Raw genomic sequence first — 18942 nt, 5'->3', positions numbered from 1 at the left:
GCCACGGTGAGGGGCCGGGGCGGCCGGTGAGCGGCGGGCACGACGCGTGATGTCGTGCCCGCCGTTCAGCGGTGCCCGGCAGTGCGGCCACCAGCCGGTCAGTCGATGCCGATCGGGCCCTCGCGGGGGCCGTCCTCGCTGGCCGGCTGCACCGCCAGCGACGGGAAGTCGGCGAGGTCGCCCTCCGGCTCGGCGTCCCACTCGGGGAAGACCAGGTCGCTCTGGAGATAGAGGCAGAGCAACTGGGTCAGGTGACGCAGCCCGTCCAGATGGGTGCGCTCGTGACCGTGGGTGGCGTCCACCCCGAAACCGAGCAGCGCCACCCGGGCGTGCGCGCCCGCCTCGACCGCCGCCGCCACGTCCGAGCGGTAGTAGTCGAAGACGTCGCGGACCAGGTCCACCCCGTGTTCCCGGGCGATGGTGGCCAGGTTGCGGGTCAGGTGGTAGTCGAACGGGCCGACCCCGTCGCCCATCGCCAGGGTCGCCGCGTTCTCCCGGGACTGCTGGCCCGGCGCGACCACCGCCGCGTCCACCGAGACGATCTCGGCGACGTCCGGGTCCAGGCCGTGGCTGGCCCCGTGGCCGATCTCCTCGGTGACGGTGACCAGCAGGTGGGCGGTGACGGTGGGGGTGATGCCGGCGTCCACCACCGCCTTGAACGCGGTCAGCACCGCCGCCACCCCGGCCTTGTCGTCCAGATGCCGGGACTTCACGTACCCGGAGGGGGTGACCATCGGGTTCGGCAGGAACGCCACGAAGTCGCCCGCGTCGATGCCCAGCGCCCGCAGGCCCGCGATGTCCTCGACCGGCTCGTCGACCCGGACCTCGACGTGTTCCCAACCGACGCCCTGCAGGTCGACGTCGTCGTTGTAGCGGTGCCCGCTGGCCTTCAACGGCAGCACCTGCCCGGTGACCACCCGGTCCAGGTCGTCGGTGAAGATCCGCACGTGTGCGCCCTCGGCGAACCGGGCCGAGTGGGTGCCGATGGTCTTCAGCTCCAGCCGGCCGTTCTCCTTGAGCCGCTTGACCATCCCGCCGATGGTGTCGGTGTGCACCACGATCGCCCGGTCGGCGCCCGTCTGCCGGGGGCCGGGCAGGCAGGCGCTGAGCGCCCCCCGCCGGGTCAGCGTGGACGGGATGCCCAGCGCGGACAGCCGTTCCCCCACGTACTGCTGCACGTGGTCGGTCCGCCCCGACGGGCTCGGGATGTCCAGCAACTCCACCAGCACCTGGCGGAGGTAGTCCAGATCGATGTCGAGGGGCTTGAGGCTCACGCGACCCCTCCGGGCCCGGCCGGGCTCCAGAGGCGCTGCGGGGCCCGGGTGCCCGGGAAGAGCAGGTCCACGAAGCGCTCGGCGGTCGGCTGGGGCTCGTGGTTGGCCAGCCCCGGCCGCTCGTTCGCCTCGATGAACACGTGCTCGGGCTGGTCGGGGGCGGGGACCAGCAGGTCCAGCCCGGTCACCGGAATGTCCAGGGCCCGGCTCGCCGCCACGCAGGCAGTGGCGATCGCCGGGTGCAGTTCGGCCGTCACGTCGTGGATTGTGCCACCGGTGTGGAGGTTCGCCGTCCGGCGCACCGCCAACACCTGCCCCTCGGGCAGCACATCGTGCATCCGGTGCCCGGCCTCGGCCACCACCTCGCGGGTCATCTCGTCGATCGGGATGCGGGACTCCCCGCCGGTGGCGGCGGCCCGTCGCCGGCTCTGCCGTTCGATCAGCTCGGTGACGTCGTGCACGCCGTCGCCGGTGATCTGCGCCGGTCGGCGGACGGCGGCGGCCACCACCTCGTGGTCGATCACGATCACCCGCAGGTCCTCGCCCGCGCGCAGCTCCTCGATCAGCACGTCGGGGCAGAACCGGCGGGCCAGCTCGACGGCCGCGGCCAGCGCCTCGGCGGTGCGTACCCCGACGGTGATGCCGTTGCCCTGCTCGCCCCGGGCCGGCTTGACCACCACCGGGCCGACGTCGGTGAGGAAGGCCAGGTCGTCGGGGTCGCCGGTGGCGGTCCGGCCGCGCGGCACCGACAGGCCCGCCTCGGTGAGGATGCGCCTGGTGACCCGCTTGTCGTCGCAGCGGCTCATCGCCACCGCCGAGGTCAGCTCGGACAGCGACTCGCGGGTGACGATCGTCCGGCCGCCGTTGGTCAGCCGCAGCTCACCCCAGTGCGCGTCGGTGACCTCCACCCGGATGCCGCGCCGCATCGCCTCGTCGGCGACGATCTTCGCGTACGGGTTCAGCTCGTCGTAGCCCGCCGGGGCGGAGGGCAGGAACAGCCGTTCGTTGATCGGGTTCTTCCGCTTGACGCAGAGCGTCCCGGTGCGGTGGAAGCCCAGCCGCTCGTAGAGCCGGATCGCGCCGGAGTTCTCGGCCAGCACCGACAGGTCGACGAAGGCGCGACCCCGCTCGTCGAGCCGGTCGGCCAGCTCGGTGAGCAGGGCCTGGCCGGTGCCGGGCGGGGCGGTGTTGAAGTCCACCGTCAGGCACCACAGGCTCGCGCCGTTCTCCCGGTCGCCGAAGACCGCCACGTGGTCGACGCCGGTGATGGTGCCGACGATCTCCCCGGTGCTCGCCTCGGCCACCAGGTGCAGGAACCGGTCGGTGCCGGCGTTGTCGACGAGCACCTCCACCGGCGCGGTGACCATGCCGTTGCGGGCGTAGATCCGGTTCACGGCGTCGGCGTCGTCGGCGTCGCGCAGCGGCCGGACGACCAGCCCCGGGATCTCCATCCGCCCGGTGGCCTCCGGGCGGCGCTCGCCCAGCGGCAGCCGGTAGGTCAGCGACGGGTCGATGAACAGCTCGTCGGGCAGCCGGGACACCAGCACGTGCGGGTCGCGCAGGTAGATGCAGATGTCCCGGGCGCCGGCCGCCTCGGACCGCAGCACGTGTGCCACCGCGACCTGCTCGTGGAAGGTCTGGCCGAAGACCAGCCGCCCCCAGCCGCAGTCCAGGACCACGTCGGACGGCCCGGCCGGTTCCCGGCGCGGCTGCTCCGGGGCGACCCCCGGGGCGACCGGGTCGCCGCCGGGGCCGATGCGTTCCCGGCGGCGGCCGAGCACCCGCTCCCGGTCGGTTCGGGCCGTGCCGGTCGCGAGGGTCTCGTTCACGGTCAGTCGATTCCGTGGCTCTGGAGCCACATTTCCAGGAGTCCCAGTTGCCACAGTTTGTTTCCGTTCAACGGGGTCAGTTCGGCGTTCGGGTCGGCGAGCAGCGCATTGACGTAGTCGGTACGGAACAGGTCGCGGCGGCGGGCCTGCGGCGCGGTGAGCGCGTCGCGGACCCGGTCGAGGAGCTTGCCCTCCAGGTGGGTCAGGCCGGGCACCGGGAAGTAGCCCTTGGGGCGGTCGATCACCTCGTGCGGCAGGACCCGGCGGCCGATCTCCTTGAGCACGCCCTTGCCGCCCTGGGCCAGCTTCAGCTCGGGTGGGCAGCTTGCCGCCAGCTCCACGAACTCGTGGTCGAGGAACGGCACCCGGGCCTCCAGGCCGTGTGCCATGGTCATGTTGTCGACCCGCTTCACCGGGTCGTCGGTGAGCATGATCTGGGTGTCGATCCGCAGGCCGGCGTCGACGGCGGTCTGCGCCCCGGCCCGGCGCAGGTGGGCGGCGACGAACTCGCGCGCCGGGTCGCCGTCGGCCAGCCACGCCGGGTTGAGCACCCGGGCCAGCCCGGCCGCGTCCCGGTCGAAGAACGCCTTCGCGTACGAGTCGAGGGCCTGCTCCCGGTCGATGCCGGCAAGCGGCGGGTACCAGTGGTAGCCGCCGAGGATCTCGTCCGCGCCCTGGCCGGACTGGACCACCTTGACGTGCCGGGACACCTCCTGGCTGAGCAGGTAGAACGCGACGCAGTCGTGGCTGACCATCGGCTCGCTCATCGCGGCCACCGCCGCCTCCAGCGGCGGCACCAGGTCACCGGCGGCCACCTTGAGCTGGTGGTGGTCGGTGCCGAAGGTCTGTGCCACCAGGTCGGAGTAGACGAACTCGTCGCCCTCCCGGCCGCCGACGGCGTCGAAACCGATGGAGAAGGTGGACAGCCCGGAGCGGGTCTGCCCCTCGCCGGCCAGCAGCGCCACCACGAGGCTGGAGTCCAGGCCGCCGGAGAGCAGCACCCCCACCGGCACGTCGGCGACCATCCGGCGGCGTACGGCGGTGGTCAGCGACTCCAGCAGGGCGTCCTCCCAGTCGCGGGCCGACCAGTCGGCGCGCGACGCGTCCCGGGTGAAGGACGGATCCCAGTAGACCCGCTCGTGGGTACGGCCGTCCGGCTCGTAGACCCGGACGGTGGCCGGGGGGAGCTTGGTGACACCGCGCAGGATGGTGCGCGGCGGCGGCACGATGCTGTGGAAGCTGAGATAGTGCGACAGCGCCACCGGGTCGATGGTGGTGTCGATCCCCCCGCCGGCCAGCAGGGCGGGCAGGGTGCTGGCGAACCGCACCACGCCCGGCGTCTCGGCCAGGTAGAGCGGCTTGATGCCGAGCCGGTCCCGGGCCAGCACCAGGCGGCCGGTGTCCCGCTCGGTGATCGCGACGGCGAACATGCCGATCAGGTGGTCGACGAAGTCGAGCCCCCACTCGGCGTACGCCTTGACCACCACCTCGCTGTCGCCGGAGGAGAAGAAGTGGTGTCCCTTGCCCTGCAACTCCTGCCGCAGCTCGCGGTAGTTGTAGATGCAACCGTTGAACACTCCGGTGAGCCCGGCGGCCGGGTCGACGATCGGTTGCCCGCTGGCGGCGGAGAGGTCGATGATCTTCAAGCGGCGGTGCCCGAGGGCGGTGGCCCCCTGTGACCACACTCCGCTGTCGTCGGGCCCCCGGTCACTCATCGTGGCCGCCATGCGTTCCACCGCCGACACATCGGCCCGGGAACCGTCACGGCGGAACTCTCCCGCAAGTCCGCACATGCCAGCCAATGCTGCCAGAGGTTGTTGCAGTTCGCCTGTTGAGACGATGACGAACGTGTGACAGCTTGCTACGATGCGCCGTCACCGACGGTGGTTGCCTGTCATGGTGTCGATTGCTGCCCGCCCGGTGACGGATGCCGGAAATGCGCCGGGCCCACGGTGTGAAGAACACCGCAGACCCGGTCACCGCGCCAGGGTCAGCCGGCGGTACGGGCCACCCCGACCGGGCAGCTCAGCCCGTTCGGGCCGTGGTTGCAGTAGCCGTTCGGGTTCTTCGTCGGGGCCAGGTACTGCTGGTGGTAGTCCTCGGCGAAGAAGTAGTCGCCCAGCGGGGCGATCTCGGTGGTGATCTCACCCTTGCCGGCCCGCGCCACGATCGGCGCGAACGCGTCCCGGGACGCCTGCGCGGTGGCCAACTGCTCGTCGCTGGTGGTGTAGATCGTCGAGCGGTACTGGCTGCCGACGTCGTTGCCCTGGCGCATGCCCTGGGTCGGGTCGTGGTTCTCCCAGAACACCTTGAGCAGGTCCTCGTAGCTGATCACGGCGGGGTCGTAGACCACCTGGACCACCTCGGCGTGCCCGGTCATCCCCGAACACACCTCCTCGTACGTCGGGTTGGCGGTGTAGCCGCCCGCGTAACCGGCCGAGGTGGTGAGCACCCCCGGCAGGGTCCAGAACAGCCGCTCGGCACCCCAGAAGCACCCCATGCCGAAGACGGCGACCCGGGCGTCCTGCGGGAACGGGCCCTTCAGCGACGACGCCAGCACCTCGTGCCGGTCCCCGATCGGCATCGCGATCGGGCGGCCGGGCAGGGCCTGGTCGGGGCTGATCATCTCGGCCTTCATGCGGCGAAGGAACACGGTGGAACTCCTCTCGTACCTCTCCCCGCATGCAACACCGGCGGGCCCGGCTTCCTTACCCGCTGCGTCCCGGCTCTCGCCCCCGGGCCTCGCCGAATATCGGCGGGTCTCAGGCCAGGGCGGCGGCGACCCGCCCGGCGTAGGAGTCGGCCTCGGCGTCGTCGGCGTAGCGGGTACGCGGCCAGAAGAAGCCGCGCAGGCCGTCGCCCCTGGTCCTCGGCACCACGTGGGTGTGCAGGTGCGGCACCGACTGGGACACCCGGTTGTTCATCGCCACGAAGGTCCCACCGGCCCCCAGACCGGATTCCACGGCTGCCGCCAGGCGTTGCACCAGGCCGAAGTAGCCGGGCAGGTCGGCCGGCGGCAGGTCGGTCAGGGTGACCAGGTGGGTACGGGGCACCACCAGGACGTGCCCCTTGAACACCGGCCGGGTGTCCAGGAACGCCACCCCGTCCGGCTCGTCGGCCACCCGGAACGCCGGCACCTCACCGGCCACGATCTGACAGAACACACACCCGCTCACCCGCGCAGCCTAAGGTCCCGCGCACCCATCCACCACGCACCGGGGCGCAGGTGCGGGGTGAGCCGGGACGGGTTCCGGTCGACCGGTGGGTGCGGCGGACTAACGTCTGCGGGATGAGTCACGGCTTCGAGACGCTCGCGATCCACGCCGGCCAGGACCCGGAGGCCCGCACCGGCGCGGTGATCCCCCCGATCTACCAGACCAGCACGTACGCCCAGGACGCCGTCGGCGCGCCCCGGCAGGGCTACGAGTACAGCCGCTCCGGCAACCCCACCCGCGACGCCCTCCAGGAGTGCCTGGCCGCGCTGGAGGGAGGTCGGGTCGGGCTCGCCTTCGCCAGCGGCCTGGCTGCCGAGGACACCCTGCTGCGGACGGTCTGCTCGCCCGGCGACCACGTGGTGATCCCCGACGACGCGTACGGCGGCACGTACCGGCTGTTCGCCCGGGTGGCCGAGCGGTGGGGGCTGACGTACACCCCGGCGAAGGTCTCCGACGTCGACGCGGTCCGGGCCGCGATCCGCCCCGAGACGAAGATCGTCTGGGTGGAGACGCCGACGAACCCGCTGCTCGGCATCGCCGACATCGCCGCCCTGGCGGGGATCGCGCACGAGGCCGGGGCGCTGCTGGCGGTCGACAACACGTTCGCCTCGCCGTACCTGCAGCAGCCGCTCGCGCACGGCGCGGACGTGGTGGTGCACTCCACCACCAAGTACGTCGGCGGGCACTCCGACGTGGTCGGTGGCGCGTTGATCGTCGCCGATCCGACCCTCGGCGACGAGCTGCGCTACCACCAGAACGCGATGGGCGCGATCAACGGCCCGTTCGACGCCTGGCTCACCCTGCGCGGCATCAAGACCCTCGGGGTACGGATGGACCGGCACTGCGACAACGCCGAACGGATCGCCGCCTTCCTCGACGGGCACACGAAGGTCGCCCAGGTCATCTACCCCGGCCTGCCGTCGCACCCGGGGCACGAGGTGGCCGCCAAGCAGATGCGCCGCTTCGGCGGGATGATCTCCTTCCGGGCCGCCGGCGGCGAGGAACACGCCGTGCAGGTCTGCAACCGGGCCCGGCTGTTCGTCCTCGCCGAGTCGCTCGGTGGGGTGGAGTCGCTGATCGAGCACCCGGGCCGGATGACACACGCAAGTGCTGCCGGCTCGCCGCTTGAAGTTCCCGGCGATCTCGTGCGACTGTCTGTCGGCATCGAGACGGTCGACGACCTGCTCGCCGATCTGGAGCAGGCGCTGGGCTGACCGCGGGCTGGGAAGAGGTGGCCGTGCAGGACATCATGCCGACCTGGGTGGGGGCGACCGCCAAGCAGATCGCCCGGGGGGTACGCCGGGGCGACGTCTCCGCCACCCAGGTCGTCGCCGACCACCTGGACCACGTCGGCCGGGTCGACGGCGCACTGTCCGCGTTCCGGGTGGTCCGGGGCGGTGAGGCGATCACCGAGGCGGAGAAGGTCGACGAGCAGGAGGAGTTGGCCAACCTCCCGCTCGCCGGGGTGCCGGTGGCGGTCAAGGAGAACACCCCGGTCGCCGGCCTGCCCACCTGGAACGGGTCGGTCGCCGCGCGCACCGCGGTGGCGGAGGCCGACCACGAGGTGGTGCGCCGGCTGCGCGGCGCGGGCGCGGTGATCCTCGGGGTGACCCGGATGCCGGAGCTGGGACTCTGGGCGATCACCGACGACGCGACCGCCGTCACCCGTAACCCGTGGGACCTGCGGTACACCCCCGGGGGGTCCTCCGGCGGGGCCGCTGCGGCGGTCGCGGCGGGGCTGGTGCCGATCGCGCACGGCAACGACGGGCTCGGCTCGATCCGCATCCCGGCCGCCTGCTGCGGCCTGGTCGGGCTCAAGCCCGGCCGGGGCGTGGTCCCCTGCCAGCTCGGCGCGGAGGACTGGTTCGGGCTGACCGAGCACGGCATGCTCACCACCACCGTCGCCGACGCCGCCGTCGGATTCCAGGTGCTCGCCGGGCGTCGCCCCGACAAACTCGTCCCGCCGCCCCGGCTGCGGGTCGGCGTGTCACTGCGCTCCCCGGTGCGCGGCGTCGCGCCGGACGCCCCCAACCGGGACGCGGTGGCCGCCGCCGGCCGGCTACTCGCCGCCGCCGGCCACGACACCGTGCCCGCCGACCCGGTCTACCCGACCGCGCTCGGCCTCCAGGGCATCGCCACCTGGCTCGCCGCCGCCGCGTCCGACGTGCGGGCCGCCGGCATCGACCGGCGCGGCCTGCAACGGCGCAGCCGCCGGCACGTCGCGCTGGGGGAGTGGGCGCAACGCCGGGGGTACGTGCGGGAGGCCGACCGGGCCGCCTGGCGGGACCGCTCCGTCGGCTTCTTCACCGACCACGGGATCGACCTGCTGCTCACCCCGGCGCTGGCCGGGCCGCCGCCGGAGGCCACCTCCTGGTCCGGCCGTTCCTGGCTGGCGAACATGCGGACCAACATCCGGTACGCCCCGTTCGCCGCCCCGTGGAACGTCGCCGGCCTGCCGTCGATCGTGGTGCCGGTGGGCCGCCGCCCGGACGGCCTGCCGGTCGCCGCGCAACTGGTCGGCCCGCCCGGCTCGGAGCTGCTGCTGCTCGGGGTGGCCGGGCAGTTCGAGATGCAGGCCCCGTGGGCCCGGCACGCGCCCGGCTATCCCCGGGTCGACACGCCCTCCCCGGCGGTCGGGCCGAGGGCTGGTGGCACGATCGGGGCATGACGGAACTGGTCGACCTCGCCGACGTACGGGCCGCCCGGGAGCTGCTCGCCGGGGTCACCCGGACCACCCCGCTGGAGCCGTCCCGGCCGTTGAGCGCGGCACTGGCCGGGCCGGTGTGGCTCAAGTGCGAGAACCTGCAACGCGCCGGCTCGTACAAGGTGCGTGGCGCGTACGTGCGGATCTCCCGGTTGTCGGCGGCCGAGCGGGACCGGGGCGTGGTCGCGGCCAGCGCCGGCAACCACGCCCAGGGGGTGGCGCTCGCCGCCGGCCTGGTCGGCACCCACGCCACCGTCTTCATGCCGGTCAACGCGCCGCTGCCGAAGGTGGCCGCCACCAAGGGGTACGGCGCGCGGATCGAGCTGATCGGCAACACCGTCGACGAGTCGCTGGTGGCCGCGCAGACCTTCGCGGAGCGCACCGGCGCGGTGTTCATCCACCCGTTCGACCATCCGGACGTGATCGCCGGGCAGGGCACCGTCGCGCTGGAGATCCTCGAACAGTGTCCCGAGGTCGAGACGATCATCACGGGGGTCGGCGGTGGCGGCCTGATCTCCGGGATGGCGGTGGCCGCGAAGGCGCTGCGGCCCGACGTGCGGATCATCGGCGTCCAGGCGGAAAGCGCCGCCGCCTTCCCGCCCTCCCTGGCCGCCGGGGAACCCGTCCGGCTACCGGCGTTCGCCACGATCGCCGACGGCATCGCGGTCGGCCGGCCCGGGGAGATCACCTTCAACCACGTCCGCAAGCTCGTCGACGAGATGGTCACCGTCGCCGAGGAGGACATCTCCCGGGCGTTGCTGATGCTGCTGGAACGGGGCAAGCAGGTGGTCGAGCCGGCCGGGGCGGTCGGGGTGGCCGCGCTGCTCGCCGGGGCGGTGCAGGTGCGGACCCCGACGGTGGCGGTGCTCTCCGGCGGCAACATCGACCCGCTGCTGATGATGCGGGTGATCGAGCACGGTCTCGCCGCCGCCGGCCGCTACCTGCGGGTCACCGTCCGCTGCTCGGACCGGCCCGGTCAGCTCGCCTCGCTGCTCACCGAGATCGCCGAGCACCGGGCGAACGTGGTCGACGTGGAGCACCAGCGGGCCAACCCGCACCTGCGGCTCGGCGAGGTGGAGGTGGCCCTGTCGGTGGAGACCCGGGGCGTCGAACACTCCGACACGCTGATCAGCGCCCTACGGGCAAGCGGTTACCAGGTGGTCCTCACGGCCGAGGCGTGAGCCGGCGGCGGTGTACCGGAAGACGACGCCGCCGGGCCCGGTGGACCCGGCGGCGATGCGGCTCAGCCGGAGAACGGCTCGAAGCTGACGATGGTCACCTTGATGTCCGCCCCGCTGGGCGCGGTGTAGGTGCATGCCTGACCGGGGCGGCCGCCCAGGATGGCCTTGCCGAGCGCCGACTCGGGGCTGTAGACCGTCAGCTCGGTGGTGGCGGCGATCTCCCGCGACCCGAGCAGGAACGTCTCGGTGTCACCCTCGTCGTCGTCGAAGTAGATCGTCACGACCATGCCGGGCGACACCACGTCGGCCGTCGGCGCCTCGCCGACCTGGGCGGTGCGCAGTAGTTCCTTGAGGTAGAGGATGCGGCCCTCGGCCTTGCCCTGCTCCTCGCGGGCGGCGTGGTAGCCACCGTTCTCCCGCAGGTCGCCCTCTTCCCGCCGGGCGTTGATCTCGGCGGCGATGACCGGCCGGTTGGCGATCAGCTCGTCGAGCTCGGCCTGGAGGCGGTCGTGCGCGTCCTGGGACAGCCAGGTGGCGGGCGCCTTGTGGTCATTGGTGGACACAGGCGTACTCCTCGGATGTGCGTGCTGGCTGACAGGTGACTTACCAACCTACCAGTGGGCCGCACTCCGGGGCGTCGTCGATCACCCGGTCGGGCGACGGCACCGGCGGCCCGCCGGGACGCGGGACCCGGTCCCGTCGCCGTTCAGCCGGCCGGACGGCAGCGGACGACCTCGCCGATGAACGGGCGTTCGGTGGTGGTGACCCGGTGCCGGGTGGTGATGTGCCGCTGGCCGGGGGCCGCGGTAACCGTGACCTCCTCGTGGCCCACCTCGGCCCCCGCGTGCGAGCGGGCCCGGACCAGGCACACCGCCGCGCCGCCCGCGGGCACGGTCACCCGGAAGTCGACCCGGACACCGGTGTCGTCGACGTCGGTGTAGGTGATCACCTCGGGCTTGTACTCCGGGTCGCCGTAGCGCTGGTAGAGCTGCGTCGAGGCCAGCACCAACCCGGCGATCAGGACCGCCGCCAGCACCCAGCGCAGCAGGGGACGACGGCGCTCGGGCTCCCGTCGGCGTCCGTACCGGCCGGGCGGGAACACCGGCGCGGCCGAGGGAACTGTGGCGTGCGTCTCGGTCACCGGCGGGTATCTCCTGGCGTTGTTGTCGGCGGCATCGGCAAGAATGACAGGGTCCATCTTCCCAGCCCGGGGCCGAGCCCGGCCCGGCAGGTCGGCAACCGCGCCGGCAGGTCACCACGGCAGGTCGGGCGAGCGACCCGGAGCGGGCCGCCGACGGGCACAGACGAGGAGCGCCCACGTTGGCAGAGAAGCTGCGTCTCATGGCCGTGCACGCACACCCGGACGACGAGTCCAGCAAGGGCGCCGCCACCATGGCGAAGTACGTCGCCGAGGGGGTGGACGTGCTGGTCGTGACCTGTACCGGCGGTGAACGGGGCAGTGTGCTCAACCCCAAGCTGGACCGCCCCGAGGTGTGGGCCAATATCGGCGAGATCCGGCGGGCCGAGATGGACGCCGCGCGGGCCGTCCTCGGCGTCGAGCAGGCCTGGCTGGGCTTCGTCGACTCGGGCCTGCCCGAGGGCGACCCGCTGCCGCCGCTGCCCGAGGGGTGTTTCGCCCTCCAGGACGTCGAGGTGGCGGCCGGGCCGCTGGTGAAGCTGATGCGGGAGTTCCGTCCGCACGTCGTGACCACCTACGACGAGGAGGGCGGCTACCCGCACCCCGACCACATCATGTGCCACCGGGTCAGCGTGGCGGCGTTCGACGCGGCCGGCGACCCCGACCGCTACCCCGAGCTGGGCACGCCCTGGCAGCCGTTGAAGCTCTACTACGACATCGGCTTCTCCAAGGGCAAGATCACCGCTCTGCACGAGGGCATGCTGGCCGCCGGCCTCACCTCGCCGTACGACGAGTGGCTCAAGCGGTGGGACGAGCGGCCGGACAAGGGCCCCCGGATCACCACCCGGGTCGAGTGCGCCGAGTACTTCCCGGTCCGTGACGACGCGCTGCGCGCCCACGCCACCCAGGTCGACCCGGACGGCTTCTGGTTCCACGTGCCGATGGAGTTGCAGCAGCGCGCCTGGCCGACCGAGGACTTCCAGCTCGTCCGCTCGACGGTCGACTCCCCGCTGCCGGAATCCGACCTGTTCGCCGGGGTACGCGAAGCCGTCCATGCCGGGTGACCCGGGTGCGGGGCTACGCTGACACTCCACCGCACATCGGAGAAGACACCATGCTGAACGCTGTCCAGGTGCTCGCGGAGAACAACTTCGGGGACACCCGCACGGGCGGCCTGGCCGGGCCGATGGGCCTCTTCCTCATCGTGCTCCTCGGCACCGCCACCGTCCTGCTCATCCGCAACATGAACGCCCGGCTGCGCCGGCTGCCCGAGCGGTTCCCCCACCAGGGTGGTCCGGTCGGGACCGATTCGTCGGCAACCGGCCCGTCGGACGGGACGACGGGGCAGGAATCACGTACGAACCCGTCCAGCGGCCACCAGCAGCCCTGAGAGGGGTGACCGAAGCGTGAATCACGCCGATCCGGGTCGTCGCCCCCTGTTGCGGCCACCCGGATTGGCTTAGCCTTCCGCCGGGGGACGTAAGTCCCTGAGCCGTGCGCGGGAGGGGGTGCCATGACCGTCGTAGCCGCGTTCGTCCGTCGCGCCGTCGACGGCCCCGCGGACGGAGCCGGGCGGTGACCTCCGGCAGGGCCGGCGCGTCCGACGACGGGTCGACGCCGCCGGAGACTCCGCTGCGGGTGCGCGTCCTCACCCTCGCCGTGACGGTGACCGCCCTGGTGGCGGTGCTGGTCGGCCTGCGCCTGCCCACCGCCCTGCCGGCCGACGACCCGCTCCCGGCCGTCGCCCGGTTCGGCATCGTCGCCGCCGTGTTCGCCCTGGCCCAGCTCGCCCGGCTGCGGTTCCGCACCGCCACCGGCATGGTGAGCATCACCTGGGGCGAGGCCGCCCTGATCGTCTGCCTCTACCTGGCGCCGGCCGGCTGGCTGCCGGCCGCCGCGCTGCTCGGCACCGGCGCGGCCTGGACGGCGATGTCGCTGGCCGCCGACCGTCGTCCCCCGGTGGAGCTGGTCCGGATCGCCGCCGCGCTGACCGCGGCCACCGCGCTCGCCGTGGTCGTCGCCACCGCGCTGGGTGAGCCGTTCCTGGCCGGCCCCACCCCGACGCTCGTGCCCGCCCTCGTCGCCGGTGCGGTCACCTACCTGCTCACCACCGCCGGGCTGGGCGGGGCCACCCTGGCCCTGCGGCACGGGGTGGCGGTCGGCCCGGCACTGCTCGTCGCGCTGCGGGGCAAGGTGCTGATGTTCGTCGGCAACGTGCTGGTCGGGCTGGTCGTGGTGGCGTTGCTGGAGATCGACCCGCGGTGGCTGCTGCTGCTCCCGCCGCTGCTCTGGCTGCTCCAGCAGACCTACCGGCACCGGCTGCGCGCCGACCAGGAGCAGCGCACCTGGCGCGCGTTCGCGGAGGCCACTGCCGCCCTCAACCAGCTCGACGAGCGGGGGGTGGCCACCGCCGCGGTGACCGGGGCGCTGGCCCTGTTCGGCGCGGACCTGGTCGACGTCGACGTGGCCCGGGGCGACGGCCGGTGGCGGCGCTACCGGGGTGACTCGTCGGGCTGCGTCCGCGACCGGCAGGTCGGGCCACCCGCGGGGGCGGCCCCGGACGCCCACGAACTCGTCCGGCCGCTGGTCGTCGGGGACGTCCGGGTCGGGCAGATCCGGGTCCGGTTCCCCGTCTCCGGGCCGCCCGACGACCGGGAACGGGACGCGCTGGCGGCGTACTCCGACGCCCTGGCCGCCGCCCTGCACGACGCGGCCACCCACCGGGAGCTGCGGCTGGTCAGCGCCCGCTCGTCGTACGACGCGGTGCACGACGCGTTGACCGGGCTGGCCAACCGCACGGCCATGCTGAGCAAGGGCGACCAGGCGTTGCGGCAGCTCGCCCACGATCACCCGGTGGCCCTGCTGCTGCTCGACATCGACCAGTTCAAAGAGGTCAACGACACCCTCGGGCACGCCGCCGGTGACCAGTTGCTGCGGCTCACCGGCAACCGGCTGGGCACCCTGGCCCGCCCCGGTGACCTGCTCGCCCGACTCGGCGGCGACGAGTTCGCGCTGCTGCTGACGTCGGTCCCGGTGATCGGCGACCGGGCCGCCCCGATGGCGTACGCGCTGCGGCAGGCCCGGGAGATCGCCGAGCGGCTGGCCGCGCCGACCGAGGTGGCCGGGGTGCGGATGTCGGTGGAGGTCTCGGTGGGGGTGGTGGTGGCCGGGGCGGGCACCGCCGACCTGACCGAGCTGCTGCGCCGGGCCGACATCGCCATGTACCAGGCGAAGGAGGGCGGCGGCAGCGTCGCCGCGTACGACAGCACCCGGGACGCCGCCAGCACCGACCAGTTGGCCCTGCTGGCTGAGCTGCGGGAGGCGTTGCAGGCCGACGACCAGCTGGTGCTGGCCCTGCAACCGGCGGTCGACCTGGCCACCGGCGCACCGACGGGGGTGGAGGCGCTGATCCGCTGGCAGCACCCCCGGCGGGGCTGGCTCGGCCCGGCCGACTTCATCCGCCCGGTGGAGAACAGCGAACAGCTCGGTACCTTCACCCGGTACGTGCTGGACAAGGCGCTGTCGGTGGCCGCCGGGTGGGCCCGCGACGGGTTGGACGTGCCGATCTCGGTGAACCTCTCGGCGCGCAGCCTGCTCGACCCCCGGCTGCCGGCGGAGATCGCCGACGCGCTGCGCCGGCACCAGGTGCCGGCGCACAAGCTGGTCCTGGAGATCACCGAGACGGTGGTGATGAGCGAGCTGGAGGTGATCGACGAGGTGCTGGCGAACCTGCGCAGGATGGGCGTCCAGCTGGCCGTCGACGACTTCGGCACCGGCTTCTCGTCGCTGTCGTTCGTGACCCGGATCGCCGTGGACGAGCTGAAGGTGGACCGCTCCTTCGTGATCCGGATGGCCGACTCGCCGGAGGCGGCGGCGATCGTCCGGGCCACCGTCGGGCTCGCCCACGAGCTGGGGTTGCGGGTGGTCGCCGAGGGGGTGGAGACGGCCGAGCAGCGGGCCGCGCTGGTGGCGTTGGGCTGCACGGCCGCCCAGGGCTACCACTTCTTCAAGCCGATGCCCGCCGACAAGATCGGCGCGGTGCTCGGCTCGCTGCGCGACTCCGCCGAGTCGAACGTCTTCCCGCTGCGCGCCGACGGCGCCTCCTGACCGCGCCGCACCCCGCATGCCCGGCGCGGCCCCGCCCGCCCACCGGCACGGCCGGTCGGTCGGTCGTGATCGACTCAAGGGTGCCGATGTAGCGGTATCCCGGCACCGGGATACCGCTACATCGACGACATGGCGCAGTGCCGCCCGGTCAACCCCGGGAGACCACCTCGCCGACGACGGTCGGCATCGCCGCCCAGTCGGCCGACGCCACGCTGGCGTGGGCGGCGGCGAGCTGGGCGAGACGGGCGCGGGCGGCCGTGACGTCGGTGTTGCCGACCGCCGGGGGGACGTTCTGCGCGTCGGTCATCACCAGCAGGTAGTGGTTGGTGTCGTACCAGGAGGTGTCGATGCCGCCGGTGACGTACGCGCTGGCGTCGCCGTCGAACAGAACGAACCACGGGCGCAGGCCGGTGTCGGCGTACCTGGTGCGCGGGTCGCCGGCCTGGGCCCGGTGCACCGCCGGGAACGCCTGCGCCTGACCGAGGGTGCCGGCCGCCGCCAGGCCGACCAGGTGCTGGGCGTACTCGATGTCGGTCCACAGGGTATCGGTGGGGTTGCCCTCCTCGACGGTGCCGGGAATCAGCTCCACGATCACCTTCCCGGCGAGCTGCCCCCGGGACGGCCAGGCGTTCGCGCGGGCGGCGGCGTCCAGGGTGACGTACCCGCCGCGCAGGTCGGCGGGGCGGAACACCCGGCTGCCCAGCCGGGCGGCGAGCACCGCGTCGAGCTGCACCGGCCCCTGCCCGGTACGGCTGCTGAAGCCGGTCTTCAGCTCCAGCTTGAGCTGGAGCGGCCCGGCGTCGGGGTGGGCGTCGAACCACAGCCGGATGTCGTCCAGGCAGTTCTCCAGGTTCTTGTTGCGGGTGCCGGTGTAGAGCTGCGCGGGGGTGGTGGCGGCGACGCAGTTGTTGTCGTTGCCGAGCGGGTTGGAGTGGCTGACCCGCCACTGCTTGGTGATGATGTCCGGCCAGACGTCCAGCTCGATCATTCCGGGGCGGGCGTCGAGCGCCTGCGCCAGATAGGTGTACGTCCCGCGTTCGTACGCGTTGTGCGTGCCGACCACGGTGGTCGCCGAGACCCGGGTGCCGGGGTCCACGGCGGCCGAGGCGGGGGCGGCGGTGCTGAACACCGCCGCGACCACCGCGACCGACGTGAGTGCCGACAGGAGACGGGAACCGCGCATGGATACCTCCTCGCAGGGCGGTGCCGGTCACCGCACCCGCACAGATCAAAGACGATGAATGTGAACGAGGGAAGGCCCGGTTCCGGCGGGACGGTTGCCCCGGCGGGTGCGCCCGGCGGTGGATAGGGTCGTCGGGTGAACCGACTCGCCCAGGCCACCTCGCCGTATCTGCTCCAGCACGCCGACAACCCGGTCGACTGGTGGCCGTGGTGCGACGAGGCGTTCGCCGAGGCGAAACGGCGCGACGTCCCGGTGCTCATCTCGGTCGGCTACGCCGCCTGCCACTGGTGTCACGTGATGGCCCACGAGTCGTTCGAGGACGAGACGGTCGGCGCGCTGGTCAACGCCGGCTTCGTGGCGATCAAGGTGGACCGTGAGGAGCGGCCCGACGTCGACGCCGTCTACATGACCGCCACCCAGGCGATGACCGGCCAGGGCGGGTGGCCGATGACGGTCTTCGCCACCCCCGACGGCACCCCGTTCTTCTGCGGCACCTACTTCCCGAAGCCCAACTTCGTCCGGCTGCTGGAGTCGGTCGGCACCGCGTGGCGGGAGCAGCGGGAGGCCGTGCTGCGGCAGGGCGCCGCGGTGGTGGAGGCGATCGGCGGCGCCCAGGCCGTCGGCGGCCCCACCGCCCCGCTCACCGCCGGACTCCTCGACGCCGCCGCCGACCAGCTCGCCGCCGAGTACGACGAGACCAACGCCGGCTTCGGGGGCGCACCGAAGTTCCCGCCGCACATGAACCTGCTGTTCCTGCTCCGGCACCACCAACGGACCGGCTCGACGCGCAGCCTGGAGATCGTCAGGCACACCGCCGAGGCGATGGCCCGGGGTGGCCTGCACGACCAGCTCGCCGGCGGGTTCGCCCGCTACTCGGTGGACGCCCACTGGACGGTGCCGCACTTCGAGAAGATGCTCTACGACAACGCCCTGCTGCTGCGGGTCTACACCCAGCTCTGGCGGCTCACCGGCGACCCGCTGGCCCGCCGGGTGGCCCGGGACACCGCCCGGTTCCTCGCCGACGAACTGCACCGCCCCGGCGGGGGTTTCGCCTCCGCGCTCGACGCCGACACCGACGGGGTGGAGGGCCTCACCTACGTCTGGACCCCGGCGCAGCTCGTCGAGGTGCTCGGCGAGGACGACGGCCGCTTCGCCGCCGACCTGTTCGACGTCACCGAGGTCGGCACCTTCGAACCCCGCCCGGCCGCCGGGTCGGACGGCGACGCGGACGCGGCCGGGCACGGCACCGCCGGCACCAGCGTGCTGCGGCTGGCCCGCGACGTCGACGACGCCGACCCGCAGATCCGGGACCGCTGGCGCAGCGTGGTGGGCCGGCTGCTGGCCGCCCGGGACACCCGCCCCCAACCGGCCCGCGACGACAAGGTGGTGGCCGCCTGGAACGGCCTGGCGATCACCGCGCTCGTCGAGTTCCTCCAGGTCGTCGCGATCCGGGTGACCTCCGACGACGAGGACGCCAACCTGATGGACGGGATCGCCATCGTCGCCGACGGGGCGCTGCGTGACGCCGCCACCCACCTGGCCGACGTGCACCTGGTCGACGGTCGGCTGCGGCGGGCCTCCCGGGACGGCGTCGTCGGCGAACCGGCCGGCGTGCTGGAGGACTACGGCTGCGTCGCCGAGGCGTTCTGCGCGCTGCACCAGCTCACCGGCGAGGGACGCTGGCTGGAACTGGCCGGCGGCCTGCTCGACGTCGCGCTGGCCCGGTTCGCCGCCGGAGACGGCGGGTTCTACGACACCGCCGACGACGCCGAACGGCTGGTCGCCCGGCCCGCCGACCCGACCGACAACGCCACCCCGTCGGGCCGGTCGGCGATCGCGGCGGCGCTGACCGCGTACGCGGCGTTGAGCGGGGAGACCCGCTACCGGGAGGCGGCCGAGGCGGCCCTGTCGACCGTCGCGCCGATCGTCGGCCGGCACGCCCGGTTCACCGGGTACGCGGCCACCACCGGGGAGGCGCTGCTGTCCGGGCCGTACGAGATCGCGGTGGTCACCGACGACCCGACCGGGGACCCGCTGGTCGCCGCCGCGCACCGGCACGCCCCACCCGGCGCGGTGGTGGTCGCCGGCCGGCCCGACCAGCCCGGCGTGCCGCTGCTCGCCGACCGGCCGTTGCTCGACGGGCGGCCCACCGCGTACGTCTGCCGGGGGTTCGTCTGCCAGCGCCCGGTGACCTCGGTCGAGGACCTGGTCGCCCAGCTCACCTGACTGATCGGCGATACTCCGGCGGGCCGTCGGCCGCCGGAGTAGCCTGCGTCGTCCGGCGGCCGTTCCACGCTGATGATCCACCTGA

At 73.2% G+C, this 18942-nt stretch carries 15 protein-coding genes; 7 read left to right on the top strand and 8 right to left on the bottom strand.

Annotated features, from left to right (window positions below; genetic code table 11):
- Positions 1 to 98: 98 nt before the first annotated feature.
- The 5 genes from JQX11_RS30005 to JQX11_RS29985 all read right to left on the bottom strand — a co-directional run bounded on the left by JQX11_RS30005 (position 99) and on the right by JQX11_RS29985 (position 6279).
- Complete coding sequence (locus tag JQX11_RS30005; protein ID WP_204928286.1) at positions 99 to 1274, bottom strand: osmoprotectant NAGGN system M42 family peptidase; 1176 nt, start codon at positions 1272 to 1274, stop codon at positions 99 to 101.
- A complete protein-coding gene (gene ngg / locus JQX11_RS30000; protein ID WP_204928285.1) occupies positions 1271 to 3103 on the bottom strand; it encodes an N-acetylglutaminylglutamine synthetase in 1833 nt (610 codons plus the stop codon). The genes JQX11_RS30005 and ngg overlap by 4 nt, the downstream gene beginning before the upstream one ends.
- Positions 3104 to 3105: 2 nt before the next feature.
- Positions 3106 to 4896: an N-acetylglutaminylglutamine amidotransferase gene (locus JQX11_RS29995; protein WP_204928284.1), complete on the bottom strand. Its 1791-nt coding sequence runs from the start codon at positions 4894 to 4896 to the stop codon at positions 3106 to 3108.
- A 197-nt stretch (positions 4897 to 5093) separates the two neighbouring features.
- Positions 5094 to 5756 (bottom strand): peptide-methionine (S)-S-oxide reductase MsrA, encoded by a 663-nt coding sequence (gene msrA / locus JQX11_RS29990; RefSeq protein ID WP_204928283.1) that lies wholly within the window; start codon positions 5754 to 5756, stop codon positions 5094 to 5096.
- A 109-nt stretch (positions 5757 to 5865) separates the two neighbouring features.
- Complete coding sequence (locus tag JQX11_RS29985) at positions 5866 to 6279, bottom strand: HIT family protein (RefSeq protein ID WP_204928282.1); 414 nt, start codon at positions 6277 to 6279, stop codon at positions 5866 to 5868.
- Between the two features lie 113 nt (positions 6280 to 6392).
- Here JQX11_RS29985 and JQX11_RS29980 point away from each other — a divergent pair, with 113 nt between their 5' ends.
- From JQX11_RS29980 to ilvA, 3 genes are read left to right on the top strand one after another with little or no spacing between them, the layout of a single operon-like run.
- The gene (locus JQX11_RS29980; protein ID WP_204928281.1) at positions 6393 to 7532 is read left to right on the top strand and encodes a cystathionine gamma-synthase; all 1140 of its coding nucleotides are present in this window, start codon (positions 6393 to 6395) and stop codon (positions 7530 to 7532) included.
- Between the two features lie 17 nt (positions 7533 to 7549).
- Complete coding sequence (locus JQX11_RS29975) at positions 7550 to 8986, top strand: amidase (RefSeq protein WP_204928280.1); 1437 nt, start codon at positions 7550 to 7552, stop codon at positions 8984 to 8986.
- A complete protein-coding gene (gene ilvA / locus JQX11_RS29970; protein ID WP_204928279.1) occupies positions 8983 to 10203 on the top strand; it encodes a threonine ammonia-lyase in 1221 nt (406 codons plus the stop codon). The genes JQX11_RS29975 and ilvA overlap by 4 nt, the downstream gene beginning before the upstream one ends.
- Before the next feature lie 62 nt (positions 10204 to 10265).
- Here the strand turns inward: ilvA and greA are convergent, their stop codons facing one another.
- Positions 10266 to 10766 (bottom strand): transcription elongation factor GreA, encoded by a 501-nt coding sequence (gene greA / locus JQX11_RS29965; RefSeq protein WP_204928278.1) that lies wholly within the window; start codon positions 10764 to 10766, stop codon positions 10266 to 10268.
- Between the two features lie 143 nt (positions 10767 to 10909).
- Entirely contained in the window at positions 10910 to 11344 is a 435-nt protein-coding gene (locus JQX11_RS29960; RefSeq protein ID WP_204928277.1) for a DUF4307 domain-containing protein, read from the bottom strand.
- A gap of 179 nt (positions 11345 to 11523) precedes the next feature.
- Between JQX11_RS29960 and mca the strand changes: the two genes are divergently transcribed.
- The 3 genes from mca (at position 11524) to JQX11_RS29945 (ending at position 15448) form a co-directional block, all read left to right on the top strand.
- Positions 11524 to 12405 carry a mycothiol conjugate amidase Mca gene (gene mca / locus JQX11_RS29955; protein ID WP_204928276.1) on the top strand — a complete coding sequence of 294 codons (882 nt, stop codon included), beginning with the start codon at positions 11524 to 11526 and terminating at the stop codon, positions 12403 to 12405.
- Between the two features lie 50 nt (positions 12406 to 12455).
- Positions 12456 to 12731 (top strand): hypothetical protein, encoded by a 276-nt coding sequence (locus JQX11_RS29950; RefSeq protein ID WP_204928275.1) that lies wholly within the window; start codon positions 12456 to 12458, stop codon positions 12729 to 12731.
- Positions 12732 to 12973: 242 nt separating this feature from the next.
- On the top strand, positions 12974 to 15448 hold the full coding sequence (locus JQX11_RS29945) for a putative bifunctional diguanylate cyclase/phosphodiesterase (protein WP_232378881.1): 2475 nt from the start codon (positions 12974 to 12976) through the stop codon (positions 15446 to 15448).
- A 148-nt stretch (positions 15449 to 15596) separates the two neighbouring features.
- Here JQX11_RS29945 and JQX11_RS29940 read toward each other — a convergent pair whose 3' ends face one another.
- On the bottom strand, positions 15597 to 16631 hold the full coding sequence (locus JQX11_RS29940; protein WP_204928274.1) for a phosphatidylinositol-specific phospholipase C domain-containing protein: 1035 nt from the start codon (positions 16629 to 16631) through the stop codon (positions 15597 to 15599).
- A 135-nt stretch (positions 16632 to 16766) separates the two neighbouring features.
- Between JQX11_RS29940 and JQX11_RS29935 the strand changes: the two genes are divergently transcribed.
- On the top strand, positions 16767 to 18857 hold the full coding sequence (locus JQX11_RS29935) for a thioredoxin domain-containing protein (protein WP_204928273.1): 2091 nt from the start codon (positions 16767 to 16769) through the stop codon (positions 18855 to 18857).
- Positions 18858 to 18942: the final 85 nt, after the last annotated feature.

It is taken from the genome of Micromonospora humida, from assembly GCF_016901255.1.
Classification (GTDB): domain Bacteria; phylum Actinomycetota; class Actinomycetes; order Mycobacteriales; family Micromonosporaceae; genus Micromonospora; species Micromonospora wenchangensis.
Note: the sequence above shows the minus strand (reverse complement) of the source record. Positions and strands in the feature narration are given on the sequence as shown.